Source organism: Azoarcus sp. DN11 (assembly GCF_003628555.1).
In the GTDB taxonomy this organism is placed as follows: domain Bacteria; phylum Pseudomonadota; class Gammaproteobacteria; order Burkholderiales; family Rhodocyclaceae; genus Aromatoleum.
In genome coordinates this window covers 2,603,431-2,619,944 of the sequence record NZ_CP021731.1, presented here as the reverse complement: position 1 = coordinate 2,619,944, position 16,514 = coordinate 2,603,431, and the positions used below count along the sequence as shown (strand labels likewise).

The following is a 16,514-nucleotide window of genomic DNA, read 5'->3' as shown; positions in this document are numbered from 1 at the left end:
CGCACGATGAAAAACCGCACAACGCTCAAGCTCTCGGCGATCGCCGCCTCCTTCGCGGTGGTGCTCACCGCAACGGCCGCCACCGGCCAGACCTTCCCGCCGCTCGCGCCACTACCGCCCGTGCCGTCCCCAAAGGACAACCCGCAGTCCCCGGAGAAGATCGCGCTCGGCAAGCAGCTCTTCTGGGACAGCCGTCTGTCGGGCGATGGCTCGATGCCCTGCGTATCCTGCCACCTGCCTGCGCTCGGCTGGGGCGACAACAACGCGATCTCGCGCGGCTACCCGGGCACGCAGCACTGGCGCAACTCGCAGACCATCCTCAACGCCGCGTACTACAACAAGCTGTTCTGGGACGGGACTTCGACCAGTCTCGAGTCCGAGGCCTCATCGGCAGCCGAAGGCAGCGTCGCCGGCAACGGCGACCCCTCGGTGATGGAAATGCGCATGCGCTTCCTGCCCGAGTACGTCGAAGCCTTCAAGAAGGTGTTTGGCGCCGAGTGGCCGCGCATGAATGACGCCTACCGCGCGATCTCGTCCTACCAGCGCACCGTCGTCTCCGACGCGTCGAAAGTGCCCTTCGACCGCTACGCAAATGGCGACAGGAAAGCCCTGAACGACGCGCAGAAGCGTGGCATGACGCTCTTCAACGGCAAGGCCGGATGCATCCAGTGCCACAACGGGCCGCTTGCCTCCGACCAGAAGTTCTACAACCTTGGTCTGCCCGACTTCGAAGGTTTCAAGACCGACGTGCTGTATCAGGTCACGCATCGCTGGGAACACTACCAGAAGGGCGTCGCGGAGCAGAAGTACCGCAGTGCCGACATGGACTACGGGCTGTACTTCCAGACCAAGAATCCCAAGGACATCGGCAAGTTCCGCACACCATCGCTGCGCGAATTGAAATACACCGCGCCCTACATGCACAACGGCGTATTCAAGACGCTGGAACAGGTGGTGGATTTCTACGATGCGGGCGGCGGAAACGCGGCCAACAAGAGCGAACTGCTCAAGCCACTGGGCCTGACGGCACAGGAGAAGGCCGACCTGCTCGCTTTCCTCGATGCCCTGTCGATGAGCGAACCGCTGATCCACGACGAACCCAAGCTGCCGGGCGCCTACCAGCCGCTGCCCGCGCCGACGAAGTAAGGAGCCTGAACATGAGCCAGACATCGAGCCAGAGGGCGATCCAGATCCGGCAGCCCGCCGGACACGATCACGATCACGAAGGCGGGCGCACATGCATGAGCCGCCGCAGCTTCCTCCTGACCGGCGGCGCGGCGCTCGCGCTGGTCAGCCTCGGCGGCATCCCCGGCTTCGCCGAAGCCGCGCAGTTGCTGAAAGCAAGCTACGCGCGGCAGAAGATCGGCAGCCTGTCGGCCCTGAAGGTCGGCGAGCCGCTGACCTTCAACTATCCCTATGCCGACGTGCGCAACATCCTCGTCAAGTTGGGCGCGCCGGCCGGCGGCGGCATCGGCCCCGACAGCGACATCGTTGCCTTCAACCAGCAATGCACGCACATGGGCGGCCCGCTCGACGGCACCTACAAGCCCGGGCATCAGGTGCTCGGGCCGTGCCCGCTGCACCTCACCAGCTTCGACCTTACACGCCACGGCATGGTGGTTGCGGGCCACGCGACCGAGAGCCTGCCGCAGATCACGCTGGAAGTGCAGGGTGACGACATCTACGCCGTCGGCGTGATGGGATTGGTCTACGGCTACAGCGCGATGACCGCCGAGCACCGCGCCTGAGGAGAACCAGCATGAGCATTCACGACAAGAACACGGCAAAGGACTTTGTACCTCTGCCGCCGAAGGACGCCGACGTCTTCACGACCGCCTGCGATTACTGCACCGTTGCCTGCGGCTACAAGGTGTATCGCTGGCCGGTGGGCAGGGAAGGCGGCGCGAAGGCTGCGCAGAACGCACTGCGAGCCGACTTCCCGCATCAAATGATGATGTCCGCCTGGGTAAGCCCTTCGCAGCACAACGTCGTCAGTTTCAAGGGCAAGCCCCACCACGTGGTAGTCGTGCCAGACAAGGACGCGACCGTGGTCAATGTCGGCGGCAACCACTCCATCCGCGGCGGTACGCTGGCCGAGAAGTGCTACAACCCGGACAACCTCACGCGCGAGCGCTTGCAGCACCCGATGATCCGCGTCAATGGCCGGCTCACGCCGGTCACCTGGGATCTCGCCACGGAGGTCATGGCGGACATTTCGCAGTACATCCTCACAAAGTACGGCGAACATGCATGGGGAATGAAGACCTATTCCTACCAGTATTTCGAGAACACGTACGCGATCACCAAGCTGGCGATGACCTCGATCGGCACGCCGGCCTTCGCATGGCACGACAAGGCGTCGAACACCAACGACGCGACCGGTCTCGACGACGCCGGCATCGACTCGTTCGCGTCGAGTTACCAGGACTGGGCGGACTGCGAAGTGGCCTTCCTGTCCGGCGTCGATCCTTACGAGACGAAGACCACACTGTTCACCACGTGGATGATGCCCGGCGACAAGAAATTCATCTTCGTCACCCCGCACAAGACCACCGGCGTCGCCTGGTCGCTGCGCGAGGGGCGCGGGCTGTGGCTGCCCGTGATCCCGGGCACCGACACCGTGCTGCACATGGCGCTCGCACGCATCATCATCGAGAACAACTGGCAGGACCAGGAATTCATCGACAAGTGGATCGCAAACTCGTGGGAGGTCGACTCCGGCTACGGCCGTGGCACGCGCAACACCGGCTGGCAATGGCGCACCACCTGGGGAACGTGGCAGAGCGACTGGCCCGACTACAAGAAATTCATCCTCAGCCAGGAAGAGTCGAAACTCGACGTCGCGGCGAAGATCACCGGCCTCGACCCGGCCGACATCGTCAAGGCCGCCGAGTGGATCGCCAAGCGCAAGGCCGACGGCTCGTTGCCGAAGACCTCTTTCATGTGCGAGAAGGGCAACTACTGGTCCAACAACTACATGAACACGACGTCCTTCGCGTCGCTCGGTCTTATCTGCGGCGCCGGTAACCGGCCCGGGCGCATGATCTCGCGCGGCGGTGGCCACCAGCGCGGTGGCCTGGTGGCGGGCGGCGGCTCCAGCTGGCTCTCGCCGGAAAAATATCCCGGCCGGCGCAAGAAGAGCTTCAACCTCGACTTGTGGCTGATGGAAGGCAACCTGCGCTTCGCCTGGGTCATCGGCACGACCTGGATTGCCGCGATGATGGGCTCGAACGCGCTCGAGAAGCGCATGCGCGAGCTGACCGTCGATAGTCCGCACCAGATCACGCATCTCGACCGCCGCTCGATCTTCGAGACGCTCAAGCGCCGCGTCGACGGCGGCGGAATGGTGATGGTCAATTCCGATATCTACCCGGTCATGCCGATCGGCACCGAGCTCGCCGACATCGTGCTGCCCGCGGCGACCTGGGGCGAGGACAACTTCACGCGCTGCAACTCCGAGCGCCGCCTGCGTCTGTACAGCAAGTTCTACGATGCGCCGGGCGAGGCCAAGCCCGACTGGTGGATCATCCAGAAATTCGCTCAGAAGATGGGATTGGACAAGGACGGCGGTTACAACTGGAAGGATTCCAACGACGTCTTCGAGGAAGGTTCGCGTTACTCGCGAAACGGCGTGCTGAGCTACCACGTGCTGACCGACGAGGCGAAGACGAAGGGTGTCAAGGCGCAGGAGTTGCTGCGCACCTACGGCACGACCGGCATCCAGACTCCGATCCGCAAGCGCGACGGTAAGCTCGTCGGTACCCAACGCCTGCACGACCCGACCAACGACTGGGGCGAACTCGAAGGCGTGACCGTGCAAACCAAGGTGCTTACCGCCTTCAACACCCAGAGCGGCAAGGCGATCCTGCTCAAGTCGCCGTGGAAGTACGCCGGCTGGATCCAGTTCTACGAGGCGGTGAAGCCGCGTGCGGAGAAGGGCGAGCTGTGGGTGACGAACGGGCGCGTCAACGAGACCTGGCAGTCGGGCTTCGACGACCTGCGCAAGCCCTATCTGTCGCAGCGCTGGCCGGAGGCCTTCCTGTTCATCCATCCCGACGACGCAGCCAAACGTGGCATCGAGTCGGGCGACTACGTCGAGGTCGTCAACGACACGGTGTATGTGCAGACCGGCCAACCGCAGGGCGTGCTCGACGCGGACCTGAACTTCAACGACCTGATGCGCGACGGCCACATCATGACCACGGTTGGCCGCTTCCGCACCGTCGCGATCGTCTCCGACGAGATGCGCCCGGGCGTCACCAAGGCGAACTTCAACTTCCCGAAGTCGCCCGCCAACGCCGTCGTCTCGGCGGTGCCCGACCCGATGACGAACAATTACCGCTACAAGCTCGGCCGCGGCGTTGTGAGCAAGGTTGGGGAATCGCCCTACAAGCATGAGTTCGCGCGCATGAGCCTCAAGCCGCGCAACATCGTGTGACAAACCTGTGCGGCGCCCTGCGGGCGCCGCACTCGAACCGTCGCGGGCGCCCATGAGTTGCCGGCGTTGGCGGACGGGGTGAGGCAGGCTGTCCGGCGCATCCTCGAGTGCGGGAGGCGGGCGGTCCAGGGGAGGGGAGTAAAGCATGGCACGTCTGGTTGACCTGATTTCCGGCCACGTGGCGGGAGTGTTCGGCGGTGCGTTTGGTCTGCGCCACTTTGGCGGAAACGCGATGAAGGTGCCCGCGCGGGGTGTTTGGAGCGCCCCGTCCGCCGACTTGCGTGCTCGTGGGGCTGGCGAAGAGAGGGACGACAGGCTTGAAGCTGCACTGTACCGCGCGCTCGACCGACGAGAGTTCGCCGTGCATTATCAACCGCAAGTCTGTCTCGACAGCGGGCGTATCGTCGCAGTGGAGGCCCTGCTGAGGTGGTTCTCCCCGGCATTTGGGTGCGTCCCCCCCGAGATCTTCATCCCGATCGCGGAGCGGATGGGCGAAATCGGCCGCCTCGGCGAATGGGTGCTGCGTGAAGCCTGCGCGCAGCACAGGCGATGGTGTGCGGCAGGGATCATGCCCCTGCGGGTCGCGGTGAATGTTTCCCCGGTGCAACTGCGTGCGGGAGACTTCCCATTCAAGGTCGTCGCCATCCTGCAGGAATCGCGCATGCCCGCAGGTTTGCTGGAACTGGAATTGACCGAAAGCCATCTTTCGCACGACGATCAGCTCGTGATCCGTACGCTCGAGACCCTCCGCAGCCTGGGTGTCTCGATCGCACTCGACGACTTCGGAACGGGCTTTTCCTCGCTGATGCACTTGAAACGGATGAGCGTCGATACACTGAAGATTGCCCGTGACTTCGTGCAGGATCTTGCAAGCGACCCGGCGAATGAGACGATCATCACCGGCCTGCTCTCGATCACGCGCGGACTCGGCCTGAGGGTTGTCGCCGAGGGGGTCGAGCAAGAGGGCGAGCTAGCCTTTCTGCGTGACCACGGCTGTCACTACGTTCAGGGATTCCTGACCGGGAAACCCGAGCCCGCAGACGAAATCACACATCTGCTGAAGGCCGGTGGCGCCGCGTGCCGCGGACGGTGGGCGTCGATGTGATCGATGCGCTGCAACCGAACTGCGTCAGCAGCGATCATGGAAGTTTCGCGGGGAGCATCTTGCTCGATGTAAAACCGCCATAATTGGCATTATGTAAACCAATGCAGGCGTGGGGCTCGCTACACTGAAGGTTGTTGGGCCTCGCAGATCACTCTGATGCGAGAGGACGCCTGGTCGCTCGAGCGGGAATGGATCTATCCGCCGGCCCTGGATCGTGACGCTGCTATCGCGGTCGCCAATCCGGACTGATCGTGCCGTAATTTGCCGAAGAGTTCGCGCGAGCGGTGGGCGAAGCGATCAACACGGCTGGTGACTGAATTCCGCTACTGCGCAGTGCTTCCCGTTGGGTAGCCCTGAGTCGCTTCTGACGCGTCGCCTGCGAGCACTCCCCGCTTTGCGAGAAGCGCGATGAATGCCGTCGGCAGGACGATCGCCAGGGCGACGAGTCCCTGTCCGGCGATGACCTGTTGATCCAGCAGATAGCCGTTGCACAGGCGCGTGCTCATGTCCTGGTAGAGAAGCCCGACGACCGCGGTCATCCAGGCCCAGTTTCCGATGAAGAAGGTCTGGACGACGATGCCGGCCGGGCGCCATGACAATCGCAGCGCGCCTCCGGCCACGAGCAGCGCCGCGATCTTCGCGATTTCCACCGGGGGCGACAGCAAAGCCTGATCGAGAGCGCGCGGAACCATCCAGAACGCCGAGACCAACAGGCAGAACAGCAGGCCCGCGAGGCCGTGCGCGTTGACGGCAGCGACAGCGCCGCGCAAGCGCGCCGGCAACGCTGACGCGAATGCGGCGCCGGTAAGGATCAGCAGCGGAAACTGCATGAGCATGTGGCGCGCCATGTCGGCCTCGAGCCAGGTGCGTAGCGATGGCACAGTGCCAGCCGCCAGGAGTGCCACGCCAAGGAAAGCAAATCGGCGGCGGCTCATCGTGACACAAGCTCCGAGTGAGTGAGCGCGGAGCGCAGCGCGATGCGGGCCTCACCGAGGTCGTCGATGCGGATCAGCCGGCCGTCCGGGGCGAGCGTGTGGATCGCGGCGTTATGCACGAAGCCCCCCATTCCATCGGGCACGACGACGATGCCGAAGGCGTCGAGCAGCGGCCGCAACGCCTGCGGGTCGACGACACTGGCGAAGCGCCAGACGGAGCCCTCGGCGTGCATGCGGTCTGCGTAGCGCGCCAATGCGTCGGCGTCGTCTGCCGGGTCGAAGCTGATGCTGATGAGGCGAACGCGGTCCTGTAGCCCCTGCTTCCGGATCTCCTGCTGCAGTTGCTGGAATTCCGTGCCCAGTACGCTGCACACCGATTCGCAGCGGGTGTAGATGAAGTCGACGAGTGCGATGCGGCCGTCCCGCGCCAGATCCCCACGTAGCGAGTAGGCGGACGCGCCGGCGCCGACAAGCGCTGCGTCGGGCATTTCCGGCGCGTGCTCGCGCACGTCGAGGCGGCGCGCGGCCTCGCTCGTGACGACCCGGAAGCCGGCGCTGACCTCCGAGAATGCCGCGAGGCCCAACAGCAGGATCAGCGCGCAGGTAATGGCAGTACGCATGGCTTGTGGCGACGCGGCCTATTTCAGCGTCGCGAGTTCCGCGCCGCCGTTCCACGGGGCGCTGCGGTCTGCCGTGCGCTTGCGCTGATCCGCGACCGATTCCGCCGTCACCGGCGCAGCCTGATTGCCCCACTGGCTGCGGATGTGGCTCGCGACGGCGGCGATCTCCGCATCGCCGAGTTTGTCGCCGAACGCCGGCATCACGCCGTTGTACGTGTTGCCGGCGACTTCGATGCTGCCGTTGATCCCGTGCAGCAGAATCTGGATCACGACTTGTTCGCCGCCATTGACCCAGGCGGAACCCGCCAGCGGCGGAAAGACCTGGGGAATGCCGGTGCCTGCGGCCTGATGGCAGGCCGCGCAATTGGCGCCGAAGATCTGCGCGCCATCGAAGGCCTTGCTCGGCACGGCCGCGAGGATCTCCACGTTGCGGCGGTCTCCGAGGGCGGGACGCGTAGCGGGATGCGCCGTATAGATGTAGTAGACGGCCCACACGAGCAGCAGGCCGATCAGGCCCAGCATCAGGCGGGGGACGGGATTGAGGGATTCATGCGGATCGACGTTTTCGCGCCGCTGGGCGTGATCGTTACGAGTCTTGGCTGACATGTCGGGAAAGTGGCTGCGAGTCATTTGGAGGCCGGGCTCGCGTCGGCGAGCGGCGCCAGCGCGGGGAAGGTCCGATCGAGCGACAGGAGATAGGCCACAAGGTCCTGCGCCTCCTGCGTGGCGACGACGACCCCTCCGCCGGGTGCGAACTGTGGCGGCAGCGCGACGACCTTGTCGCCCGGGCCCGCCTCTTTCTTGAGCTCGAACAGGAAGGGATAGGCCGGCATGATGCTGCCCGGCGTGTAGGCACGCGGCTGGTAAAGGTGGCCGAGCTGCCAGTCGGCGCTCGGCTGGCGCGCGCCGATATTGAGCAGATCAGGCCCGGTGCGCATCGTGCCGAGCAGATGCGGGCGGTCGTAGTAGTAGTCGCCCGCGACCGAAGGCCGGCCCCAGCCACGCTTGTCGTCCGGCGCCTGCGAGGGGTCGCGCGGCTGCTGCGAATGACAGTAGACGCAGCCCTGGCGGATGTACTCCTGCCGTCCGCGCAGCTGCACTTCGGTATAGGGCTTGAGGCCAGCCGTGGGTGGTTCATGACGAAGCTGCAGATAGGGCAGCACGACGAGTGAGACGGTAGCAATGGCGAGCGTCACCATCGCGCCCGAGATCAGTTTGACGTGGTTTTCCATGGTTCAGGCAGTCCGGGCAAGGGGACGGAGAATGGCGGCGCCGCTACGCTGAGGCCCGCGGGCCAGCGCCATCAGCACGAAGTGGGCGGCGAACGCGAAATGGCCGAGCGTCATCAACGCGCCGCCGATCGAGCGCCCCTCCAGCCAGGGCAGCGTGACGCGCACCGATTCCATGAAAGGCTTGCTGGCATCGAGCATCGCGAAGCCTTGCAGCAGCCCGGCCGTCGTCAGCGACACGAAGTAGATCGCGAAACCGATCGCAACCAGCCAGAAGTGCACGGCGATGAGCTTCGGATACGGCCATTCGCGCGAGACGATGCGCGGCATCGCGAAGTAGATCGCACCGAACATCACCAGCGTGACGAAGCCGTACAGCCCGAGGTGAGCGTGTGCGACGGTGAAGTGCGTGAAGTGGGTGATCGTGTTGACGCTGCGCAGCGCTTCGAACGAGCCCTGGATCGAGCTCAGCGTATACATCATCCCGCCCAGCACGACGAAGCGCAGCGTCGGCGAGTGCTTCAGGGCGGCGAAGTGCCCGCGCATCGTCAGGTGCTGGTTCAGCGAGAACGCGACGACGGGCACGATCATCATGATGCTCTGCACGATCGACAGCGTGACCAGCCATTCCGGCACCGGACCGCCGACGAGATGGTGGCCGCCGACCTGTCCGTAGAAGAACGCGAGACACCAGAAACCGATCAGCGACAGGTTGTACGATTGGATCGGCCGGCCGATGACCTTGGGCAGAAAGTAGTAGACGGCGGCGAGGGACAGCGGCGTGTAAAAGAGCCCCAGCACGTTGTGGCCGAACCACCAGTTCATCGTCGCCTGTTCGACGCCGAAGTGCAGGTTGGGCAGCTTTGCGACGATGTAGAGGACGGGGAACCAGAAGAGCGCCGCGCCCATGTACCAGACGGATACGTAAAGGTGCTCGACCTTGCGTCGGCGCAGCGTGAAGACCAGCGGCAGGCCGATCATGGCGCCGCCCACCGCGAACAGCACGCCGACCTGCCCCGGAATTTCCAGCCACTCCATGCCATCGTTGATCCCGACCGCGATGCAGCCGATGCCGACCGCGAGTCCGATGTTCCACAGGATGGCCCCCCATACCGCGAAGCGCGCACCCTCCAGCGTGGTCTTCAGCAACCGCGGCAACATCCACAAGGCGATGCCGAGCGCTGCCATCGGCGCCCATCCGTAGGCGACCGCGTTCAGGTGGATCGTGCGGATACGGCCGAAGCTGAGCCAGGCATATTGCGTCAGCCAGTCCGGCTCATGGAGCTTGATGGAGCTCGTGAGGCCCGCAATCGAAGCAACCAGTAGCCAGAAGACCGCGAAACCGAGCAGTACGAAGGCCGGTCGAGCCGACGAGGCATCCGCCGCCAGGCGCGCCTGCAGCTCAGTGGCGTCGGGTTCGGAGTGCGACGCCGTCATCGCCCGCTGAAGGTCCCGTTGCTTCGCCGCTGTCGCGGCCGGTTCCTCGATCCGACCGATCTCACCAGATGAAAAGATGACCTTGGCCGCGGCGGCATGGGGGTCGAGAAGCCCCTTGCGCAGGGACCAGATGAAGAACAACAAGCCTGTCACGGCAATGATGAACGACGAAAGCAACAGCAACGGGATGTCCATGACGAACAGTCACCTCTGTGGGGTCAACAATCTTTTTGAAAATTATCTTTGTGCAAAGATATGTTATTGACCCGCCCCGTCAAAAGCAATATTTTTGATTCATCTTATGGACAAGCCGCTCGCTCATCCGGCCGATCGCTGACGCGGCGTGCTGCCCTCAGGGCACTCCATGCCGTCTCATCCCGTTGTAACCCGGAGTCACTTAAAAGTCCTGTCAGCCGCAGGCGGCACTTCAAAAAGGCTTGGCCCAACGTAATTCGGACGCCGTTCGCGCATTGCAAATGATGTCGCGGTCGCGTCCGAGGTTGTCTTCGAAGACAATAGCGCCTTCGTTGCCTACGCTGGCCGGCTTTCACTCACAACTTGAATGCAAATATCAGATAACTCGGGATACGGTCTGGTTGCCAAAGAGCACACCCCGATGATGCAGCAATACCTCCGGATCAAGCAGCAGCATCCGGACACGCTGCTCTTCTACCGGATGGGCGATTTCTACGAGCTGTTCTTCGACGACGCGGAGAAGGCGGCGCGGCTGCTGGACATCACGCTGACGACGCGCGGGCAGTCTGCCGGGCAGCCCATCAAGATGGCCGGCGTGCCCTTCCATGCGGTCGAACAATACCTCGCGCGACTCGTGAAGCTCGGTGAATCGGTCGTGATCGCGGAACAGGTTGGCGACCCGGGTACGACCAAGGGGCCGATGGAGCGCGCCGTCAGCCGCATCGTCACGCCCGGCACGCTGACCGACGCCGCGCTGCTCGACGACCGTTCCGATTCGCTGCTCCTCGCGGCGAACCTGCATCGCGGCGTGCTCGGGCTCGCGTGGCTTAACCTCGCGAACGGCGACCTGCGCGTCATGGAATGCCCCGCCGAGCAATTGCAGACGCAGTTCGAGCGCCTGCGCCCGGCCGAGGTACTGGTGCCTGACGGCCTCGCCCTGCCACTCGTCGAAACGCTCTCGCCGGTGCTGCGCCGCCTCGCTGACTGGCAGTTCGATGGCGAAACGGGCGAACGCCTGTTGACCGGTCATTTCGGCACGCGCGACCTGACGGGCTTCGGCGTCGAGGGCATGGCGGTCGCCCTGGGCGCAGCCGCGGCGCTCTTCGACTACGCGCGCAGCACGCAGCGCCAGAGCCTCGAACACGTGACGGGTCTCAAGGTCGAGCGCGAATCGGAATACCTCAGGCTCGACGCCGCGACGCGCCGCAATCTCGAACTTACCGAGACGCTGCGTGGCGAAGCATCGCCCACCCTGCTCTCGCTCCTCGACACCTGCGTCACCAGCATGGGCTCGCGCTGGCTGCGCCACGCCCTGCACCACCCGCTGCGCGACCGTCACCATGCAGCCGCGCGCCACGGCGCCGTTAGCGAGCTGATCGGCAACGACACCGGCGACGCACGCATGCTCGCGAACGCCCGCCAGGCGCTCCGCGGCGTTGCGGACGTCGATCGCATCACCGCGCGCATTGCGCTGCGCAGCGCCCGCCCGCGAGATCTTGCCGCCCTGCGCGACAGCCTCGCGCGCCTGCCCGAACTGCACGACGCGCTTCGAAGTCCGCCCTGCTCGCCCTGCTCGCCCAGCTCGTGGCCGCGCTCGGCGTGCCGGAAGCCGCCCTCGATCTCCTCGTGCGCGCGGTCGCGCCGGAGCCTGCCGCGGCGGTGCGCGACGGCGGCGTGATCGCCACCGGCTTCGACGCCGAGCTCGACGACCTGCGCGGCATCCAGACCAACTGCGGCGAGTTCCTGATGGCGCTCGAGGTGCGCGAGCGCGAACGCAGTGGCATCGCGAACCTGAAGGTGGAGTTCAACAAGGTGCATGGCTTCTACATCGAAGTCAGCCACGCGAACGCCGCCAAGGTTCCCGACGATTACCGCCGCCGGCAGACGCTGAAGAACGCCGAACGCTACATCACCCCCGAGCTGAAGGCCTTCGAGGACAAGGCGCTGTCGGCGCAGGAGCGCGCCCTCGCGCGCGAGAAGATGCTCTACGAGGCCCTGCTCGAAGACCTCGCCGCCCACATCCCGACGCTGCAGCACATCGCGCGCGCGCTGGCCTGCCTCGACGGCCTCGGCGCCTTCGGCGAGGCCGCCGTGCGCTACAGCTACGTCCGCCCGCAGTTCTCGGACCAGCCGGGCATGGACATCATCGGCGGCCGTCACCCGGTGGTCGAGCGCCAGGTCGAGAACTTCATCGCCAACGACTGCAGCCTCGCGCCGACCCGGCGCATGCTGATGATCACCGGCCCCAACATGGGCGGCAAATCGACCTTCATGCGGCAGGTCGCGCTGATCGCCCTGCTCGCCCACGTCGGCGCCTTCGTGCCCGCGCAGGCGGCGCGCATCGGTCCGCTCGACGCGATCTTCACGCGCATCGGCGCCTCCGACGACCTCGCGTCGGGCCGTTCGACTTTCATGGTCGAGATGACCGAAGCCTCCGCGATCCTGCACGGCGCCACGGACCAGAGCCTCGTGCTGATGGACGAGATCGGCCGCGGCACCTCGACTTTCGACGGTCTCGCGCTGGCCTTCGCGATCGCGCGCCATCTGCTCGAAAAGAACCGCTGCCTGACGCTCTTCTCGACCCATTACTTCGAGCTCACGCGCCTCAACGCCGACTACCCCGAGTGCGCGAACGTGCATCTCGACGCGGTTGAGCACGCGCACCGCATCGTCTTCCTGCATGCCGTCGAGGAAGGGCCCGCGAGCCAGAGCTACGGGATCGAGGTCGCGGCCCTCGCCGGCATCCCCGGCTCGGTGGTCCGCGACGCCAAGCGCCGCCTGCGGGCGCTGGAAAACCGCGAAGTCGGCGCCGGCCCGCAGGCCGACCTCTTCGCCGCGTTGCCCGAACCGGAGGGCGAACCGCTGTCGCACCCGGCCCTGACCGCGCTCGCCGAACTCGACCCCGACAGCCTCAGCCCGCGCGAGGCGCTCGAACACCTCTATGCGCTGAAACGGATGACGGCATGAGCACCCCGATCGACATCAGCGAGGACGGCGGGGTCCGCTACCTCCACTTCGGATCGGAGTGGGTCCAGGGCGCCATGCGCATCCGGCGTCCCAACGCGCTGGAACTCGCCTACACGCGTGAAATGATGGCCGGCCTGCTGCTGCGCGACGCCGAAGAGTGGCCGCGCACGGCCCTCGTGATCGGCCTCGGCGCGGCATCGCTGACGCGTTTCCTGCACCACCATTGCCCGCAGACCCGCGTCCAGGTCGTCGAGATCGAACCGCGTGTCGTCGCTGCCGCGCGCCAGTTCTTCAAGCTGCCGGACGAGGACGAACGGCTCGCGATCCACGTCGGTGACGGCGTGCGCTACGTGATGGAAACTGAGCGCAAGTTCGACCTGATCCTGGTCGACGGCTTCGATCGCAACGCCCGCGCCGGCGCACTCGACACCGCGCCGTTCTACGCGGCGGCCCGCACCAGGCTGTCCGAACAGGGCCTGCTCTCGGTGAATCTCTTCGGCCGTTCGCGCGGCTTCCGCACCAGCGTCGAGCGCATCATCACGGCCTTCGACGACCGCGCAATCGCCTTTCCGTCCTGCGACAGCGGCAACGTCGTCGCCTTCGGGGCCGAAGGCGAACAGGTCGACCTTCCCGTAACGGAGTTGCGCGAGCGCGCACGGGCGTTGAAGGACAAGACCGGCCTCGACCTCGGTCCCACTGTCACGCGGCTCGAGAAGGCCGGAAGTCTGCCGGGCGGACGGCTGATCCTCTGAGCGCGCATTCCGCACGGCGGATGGCGTAAAGCCTGATCCGCCCTGCAGCCCGCTTCCGCCGGATCAGGCCACGGGCGCTTCCTCGGCCGGCACCGGCGGAATCCACAGGCAGGCGCCCTTGTTCGCCTTCGCGATGTCCTGCAGGATGCGATCGTGCTCGCCCAATTCCTCGGCGGACGCACGCAGCACCCGCAGCGGCGGCCGCTCGACCGGCGATCCGCCGTCTTCCCCGCTGCCCGCCGCAGGTTCGTCGTCGAGCATCATCATCAGGCTTTCCTGCCCGCGGGTCATCGCCAGGTAGACCTCGGCGAGGAGCTCCGCGTCGAGCAGCGCCCCGTGCAGCGTGCGTGCGGCGTTGTCGATCTCATAGCGATCGCACAACGCGTCGAGCGACGCCTTCTTGCCCGGATTCTGCTCCTTGGCCATCCGCAGCGTGTCGATCACGCCCGCGCACAGTGCATCCAGCTTCGGATGCCGCAGCAGCGACAGCTCGTGGTCGAGGAAGCCCACGTCGAAGCTCGCATTGTGGATCACGAGCTCCGCGTCGCGCACGAAATCCATGAAGTCGTCGGCGATATCGCGGAATTTCGGCTTGTCCGCGAGGAACTCCTCGGTGATGCCGTGCACCGCGATCGCCTCGGCATCGATCCCCCGTTCGGGGTTGATGTAGACGTGGTAGTGCCGCCCCGTCAGGTTGCGATTCAACAGTTCGACGCAGCCGATCTCGATCACGCGGTCGCCATTGCGCCAGTCGAGGCCGGTCGTTTCGGTATCCAGGACAATCTGTCTCAAGGGTTCATCCCTGGTAATTTGTTCGCGCCCTCGCGGGCCGGTTGATCAGATCTCGGCAACGGCCCTGCCCTGCGCGCGCACGGCCGCGACGCCCCGTCGCGCAAGCTCGTCCGCGCGCTCGTTTTCGGCATGGCCCGCGTGACCGCGCACCCAGATCCACGCGACCTTGTGCCGGCTCGCCGCCTCATCAAGCGCCCGCCACAGATCCTCGTTCTTCACCGGCTCGCGCGAGGCGGTCTTCCAGCCGCGCTTCTTCCAGCCGTGGATCCATTCCGAGATACCCTTTTGCACGTACTGGCTGTCGGTGTGCACGCGCGCCGCCACGGGACGCTTGAGCGTCTCCAGCGCGCGGATCACTGCGAGCAGTTCCATGCGGTTGTTGGTGGTCTGGGGCTCGCCGCCCCAGATTTCCTTCTCGTGCAGGCCGCTGCGCAGGATCGCGCCCCAGCCGCCGGGGCCCGGGTTGCCGCTGCAGGCCCCGTCGGTGAATATTTCGACTTCTTCCATTTATTCCACTTTCTGTACGCCCGTCACCTGCCGCCCGCGCTGGGCCACCGGTGAAAGGCGCTTTGCCGCGGCGCGCGCATCGCGCCAGTTCGGCGTTATCAATCGCATCCCCTGCACCCGCTTGATGCCCTGGATGATGTAGGTGCCGCCGCAGATCGGCCACCAGCGGTCGCCCGCCTTGTCCATGAAGCCGCAGCGCTCCAGCCACTTGGTGCGCGTGAACGCCGGCGCATAGCAGCCGAAGCTCCCCGCCTGCGTTTCGAAACCCAGCAGCGCCAGCCAGTCCTTCGTACGCCGCACCGACAGGTATTGCCCGCGCCATGGGTAGGTGCCTGAACGCCGCGCCACCAACCGCCGCAAACCCCACAGGCTGAAGGGATTGAACCCGGCGATGATGACGCTTCCTTCCGGTACCAGCACCCGTTCGACTTCGCGCAGCACCTGGTGCGGGTGGGGCGAAAATTCGAGCACGTGCGGCAGCAGCACAAGATCGATGCTCGCGGCCGCGAACGGCAGCGCATCACCGTTCGCGACGACCGCAATGTCGCCCGAGCGCGCGCAATGAAACCGGTACGGAATGCGGTTGGCGCGCAGGAAATTATGTTCCGGCAGGCCTATCTGCACTGCGTTGTAGCCGAAAATGTCGGCTACCATGAGATCGAACTTCGCCTGCTCCCACCGCAGCAGGTAGCTTCCCTGCGGGGTTTCAAGCCAGTCCGACAGACTGAGGATGGACATGAACGATCAGCACTCAAAATTCCGCAGCAGCGACATTATCCCTCTTCCGGCTTTCCGCGATAACTATATCTGGTTGCTCAGGCATGGCCCGGCGGCGGCCGTGGTCGATCCCGGCGACGCCTCGGTCGTCGAAACGGCCCTGCGCGAACAGGGCCTGCGCCTCGTGGCGGTCCTGCTCACCCACCATCACAGCGATCACATCGGCGGCGTCGCCGAGCTGGCGGCACGCCATCGGCCGGAAGTCCTCGGCCCTGCCGGCGAGGACATCCCCGCCATCACCCGCCACGTCGGCGAGGGCGATGAAGTCGCCCTCGATGCGCTCGGCCTGCGCTTCTCGGTGCTCGGCATCCCGGGCCACACGGCCACGCACATCGCCTACTACGCGCCCGGCATCCTGTTCCCGGGGGACACGCTGTTCAGCGCCGGTTGCGGCCGCCTGCTCGGCGGTACAGCCGCGCAACTGCACCAATCCCTGCAGCGCCTCGCGCAGCTTCCCGGTGACACCGCGGTCCACTGCGCACACGAATACACGCTCGCGAACCTCGCCTTCGCCCGCGCGGCCGAATCCGACAACCCCGCGCGCGACGCCTGGCTTGCGGAATGCGAAGCCCGGCGCGCGGCCGGCCGCCCGACCCTGCCCAGCAGCATCGAGCGTGAACGCCGGATCAATCCTTTCCTGCGCACCGAGTCATCGGCGCTGATCGATGCCGTCACCGCACGCGACGGCCAGCGCCCGACGGGTTCCGCGGAATGCTTCGCCGCCCTGCGCCGCTGGAAGGACGTGTTCTAAGGGCGGCAA

Annotated in this window: 16 protein-coding genes; 8 read left to right on the top strand and 8 right to left on the bottom strand. The window is 65.6% G+C overall.

Annotated elements, in window-relative coordinates:
• Nucleotides 1-6 precede the first annotated feature (6 nt).
• The 4 genes from idrP1 (at nt 7) to CDA09_RS11965 (ending at nt 5,543) form a co-directional block, all read left to right on the top strand.
• A complete protein-coding gene (gene idrP1 / locus CDA09_RS11980) occupies nt 7-1,146 on the top strand; it encodes an iodate reductase cytochrome-c peroxidase IdrP1 (RefSeq protein WP_121428888.1) in 1,140 nt (379 codons plus the stop codon).
• An 11-nt stretch (nt 1,147-1,157) separates the two neighbouring features.
• On the top strand, nt 1,158-1,748 hold the full coding sequence (gene idrB, locus CDA09_RS11975; RefSeq protein ID WP_121428886.1) for an iodate reductase subunit IdrB: 591 nt from the start codon (nt 1,158-1,160) through the stop codon (nt 1,746-1,748).
• 11 nt (nt 1,749-1,759) lie between these two features.
• Nucleotides 1,760-4,438, top strand: a complete 2,679-nt coding sequence (gene idrA / locus CDA09_RS11970; protein WP_121428884.1) for an iodate reductase subunit IdrA — start codon at nt 1,760-1,762, stop codon at nt 4,436-4,438.
• A 145-nt stretch (nt 4,439-4,583) separates the two neighbouring features.
• The gene (locus tag CDA09_RS11965; protein ID WP_121428883.1) at nt 4,584-5,543 is read left to right on the top strand and encodes a putative bifunctional diguanylate cyclase/phosphodiesterase; all 960 of its coding nucleotides are present in this window, start codon (nt 4,584-4,586) and stop codon (nt 5,541-5,543) included.
• Between the two features lie 323 nt (nt 5,544-5,866).
• Here the strand turns inward: CDA09_RS11965 and CDA09_RS11960 are convergent, their stop codons facing one another.
• From CDA09_RS11960 to CDA09_RS11940, 5 genes are read right to left on the bottom strand one after another with little or no spacing between them, the layout of a single operon-like run.
• Entirely contained in the window at nt 5,867-6,478 is a 612-nt protein-coding gene (locus CDA09_RS11960; RefSeq protein ID WP_121428881.1) for a hypothetical protein, read from the bottom strand.
• Nucleotides 6,475-7,098: an SCO family protein gene (locus tag CDA09_RS11955; protein ID WP_121428879.1), complete on the bottom strand. Its 624-nt coding sequence runs from the start codon at nt 7,096-7,098 to the stop codon at nt 6,475-6,477. Before CDA09_RS11955 ends, CDA09_RS11960 begins: the two co-directional genes overlap by 4 nt.
• A gap of 18 nt (nt 7,099-7,116) precedes the next feature.
• Entirely contained in the window at nt 7,117-7,704 is a 588-nt protein-coding gene (locus CDA09_RS11950) for a c-type cytochrome (protein ID WP_121430848.1), read from the bottom strand.
• A 20-nt stretch (nt 7,705-7,724) separates the two neighbouring features.
• Complete coding sequence (locus CDA09_RS11945) at nt 7,725-8,330, bottom strand: cbb3-type cytochrome c oxidase subunit II (protein ID WP_121428877.1); 606 nt, start codon at nt 8,328-8,330, stop codon at nt 7,725-7,727.
• Between the two features lie 3 nt (nt 8,331-8,333).
• The gene (locus CDA09_RS11940; RefSeq protein WP_121428876.1) at nt 8,334-9,959 is read right to left on the bottom strand and encodes a cbb3-type cytochrome c oxidase subunit I; all 1,626 of its coding nucleotides are present in this window, start codon (nt 9,957-9,959) and stop codon (nt 8,334-8,336) included.
• Nucleotides 9,960-10,380: 421 nt separating this feature from the next.
• Between CDA09_RS11940 and CDA09_RS23835 the strand changes: the two genes are divergently transcribed.
• Genes CDA09_RS23835 through CDA09_RS11930 form a run of 3 tightly spaced genes read left to right on the top strand, consistent with a single transcriptional unit; the run spans nt 10,381 to nt 13,678 of the window.
• Complete coding sequence (locus CDA09_RS23835) at nt 10,381-11,637, top strand: MutS N-terminal domain-containing protein (protein WP_502697066.1); 1,257 nt, start codon at nt 10,381-10,383, stop codon at nt 11,635-11,637.
• The gene (gene mutS, locus CDA09_RS23830; RefSeq protein ID WP_502697065.1) at nt 11,559-12,926 is read left to right on the top strand and encodes a DNA mismatch repair protein MutS; all 1,368 of its coding nucleotides are present in this window, start codon (nt 11,559-11,561) and stop codon (nt 12,924-12,926) included. The genes CDA09_RS23835 and mutS overlap by 79 nt, the downstream gene beginning before the upstream one ends.
• Nucleotides 12,923-13,678, top strand: coding sequence for a fused MFS/spermidine synthase (locus CDA09_RS11930; RefSeq protein ID WP_121428874.1), 756 nt, complete (start codon nt 12,923-12,925; stop codon nt 13,676-13,678). The genes mutS and CDA09_RS11930 overlap by 4 nt, the downstream gene beginning before the upstream one ends.
• Nucleotides 13,679-13,741: 63 nt before the next feature.
• Here the strand turns inward: CDA09_RS11930 and dnaQ are convergent, their stop codons facing one another.
• Genes dnaQ through CDA09_RS11915 form a run of 3 tightly spaced genes read right to left on the bottom strand, consistent with a single transcriptional unit; the run spans nt 13,742 to nt 15,715 of the window.
• Complete coding sequence (gene dnaQ, locus CDA09_RS11925) at nt 13,742-14,470, bottom strand: DNA polymerase III subunit epsilon (RefSeq protein WP_121428872.1); 729 nt, start codon at nt 14,468-14,470, stop codon at nt 13,742-13,744.
• 45 nt (nt 14,471-14,515) lie between these two features.
• Complete coding sequence (gene rnhA / locus CDA09_RS11920; RefSeq protein ID WP_121428870.1) at nt 14,516-14,977, bottom strand: ribonuclease HI; 462 nt, start codon at nt 14,975-14,977, stop codon at nt 14,516-14,518.
• Nucleotides 14,978-15,715 carry a class I SAM-dependent methyltransferase gene (locus CDA09_RS11915; RefSeq protein ID WP_121428869.1) on the bottom strand — a complete coding sequence of 246 codons (738 nt, stop codon included), beginning with the start codon at nt 15,713-15,715 and terminating at the stop codon, nt 14,978-14,980.
• Here CDA09_RS11915 and gloB point away from each other — a divergent pair.
• Nucleotides 15,714-16,505: a hydroxyacylglutathione hydrolase gene (gloB, locus tag CDA09_RS11910; protein WP_121428867.1), complete on the top strand. Its 792-nt coding sequence runs from the start codon at nt 15,714-15,716 to the stop codon at nt 16,503-16,505. The two genes, CDA09_RS11915 and gloB, sit on opposite strands and share 2 nt — an antisense overlap.
• The last annotated feature ends 9 nt before the right edge of the window (nt 16,506-16,514 follow it).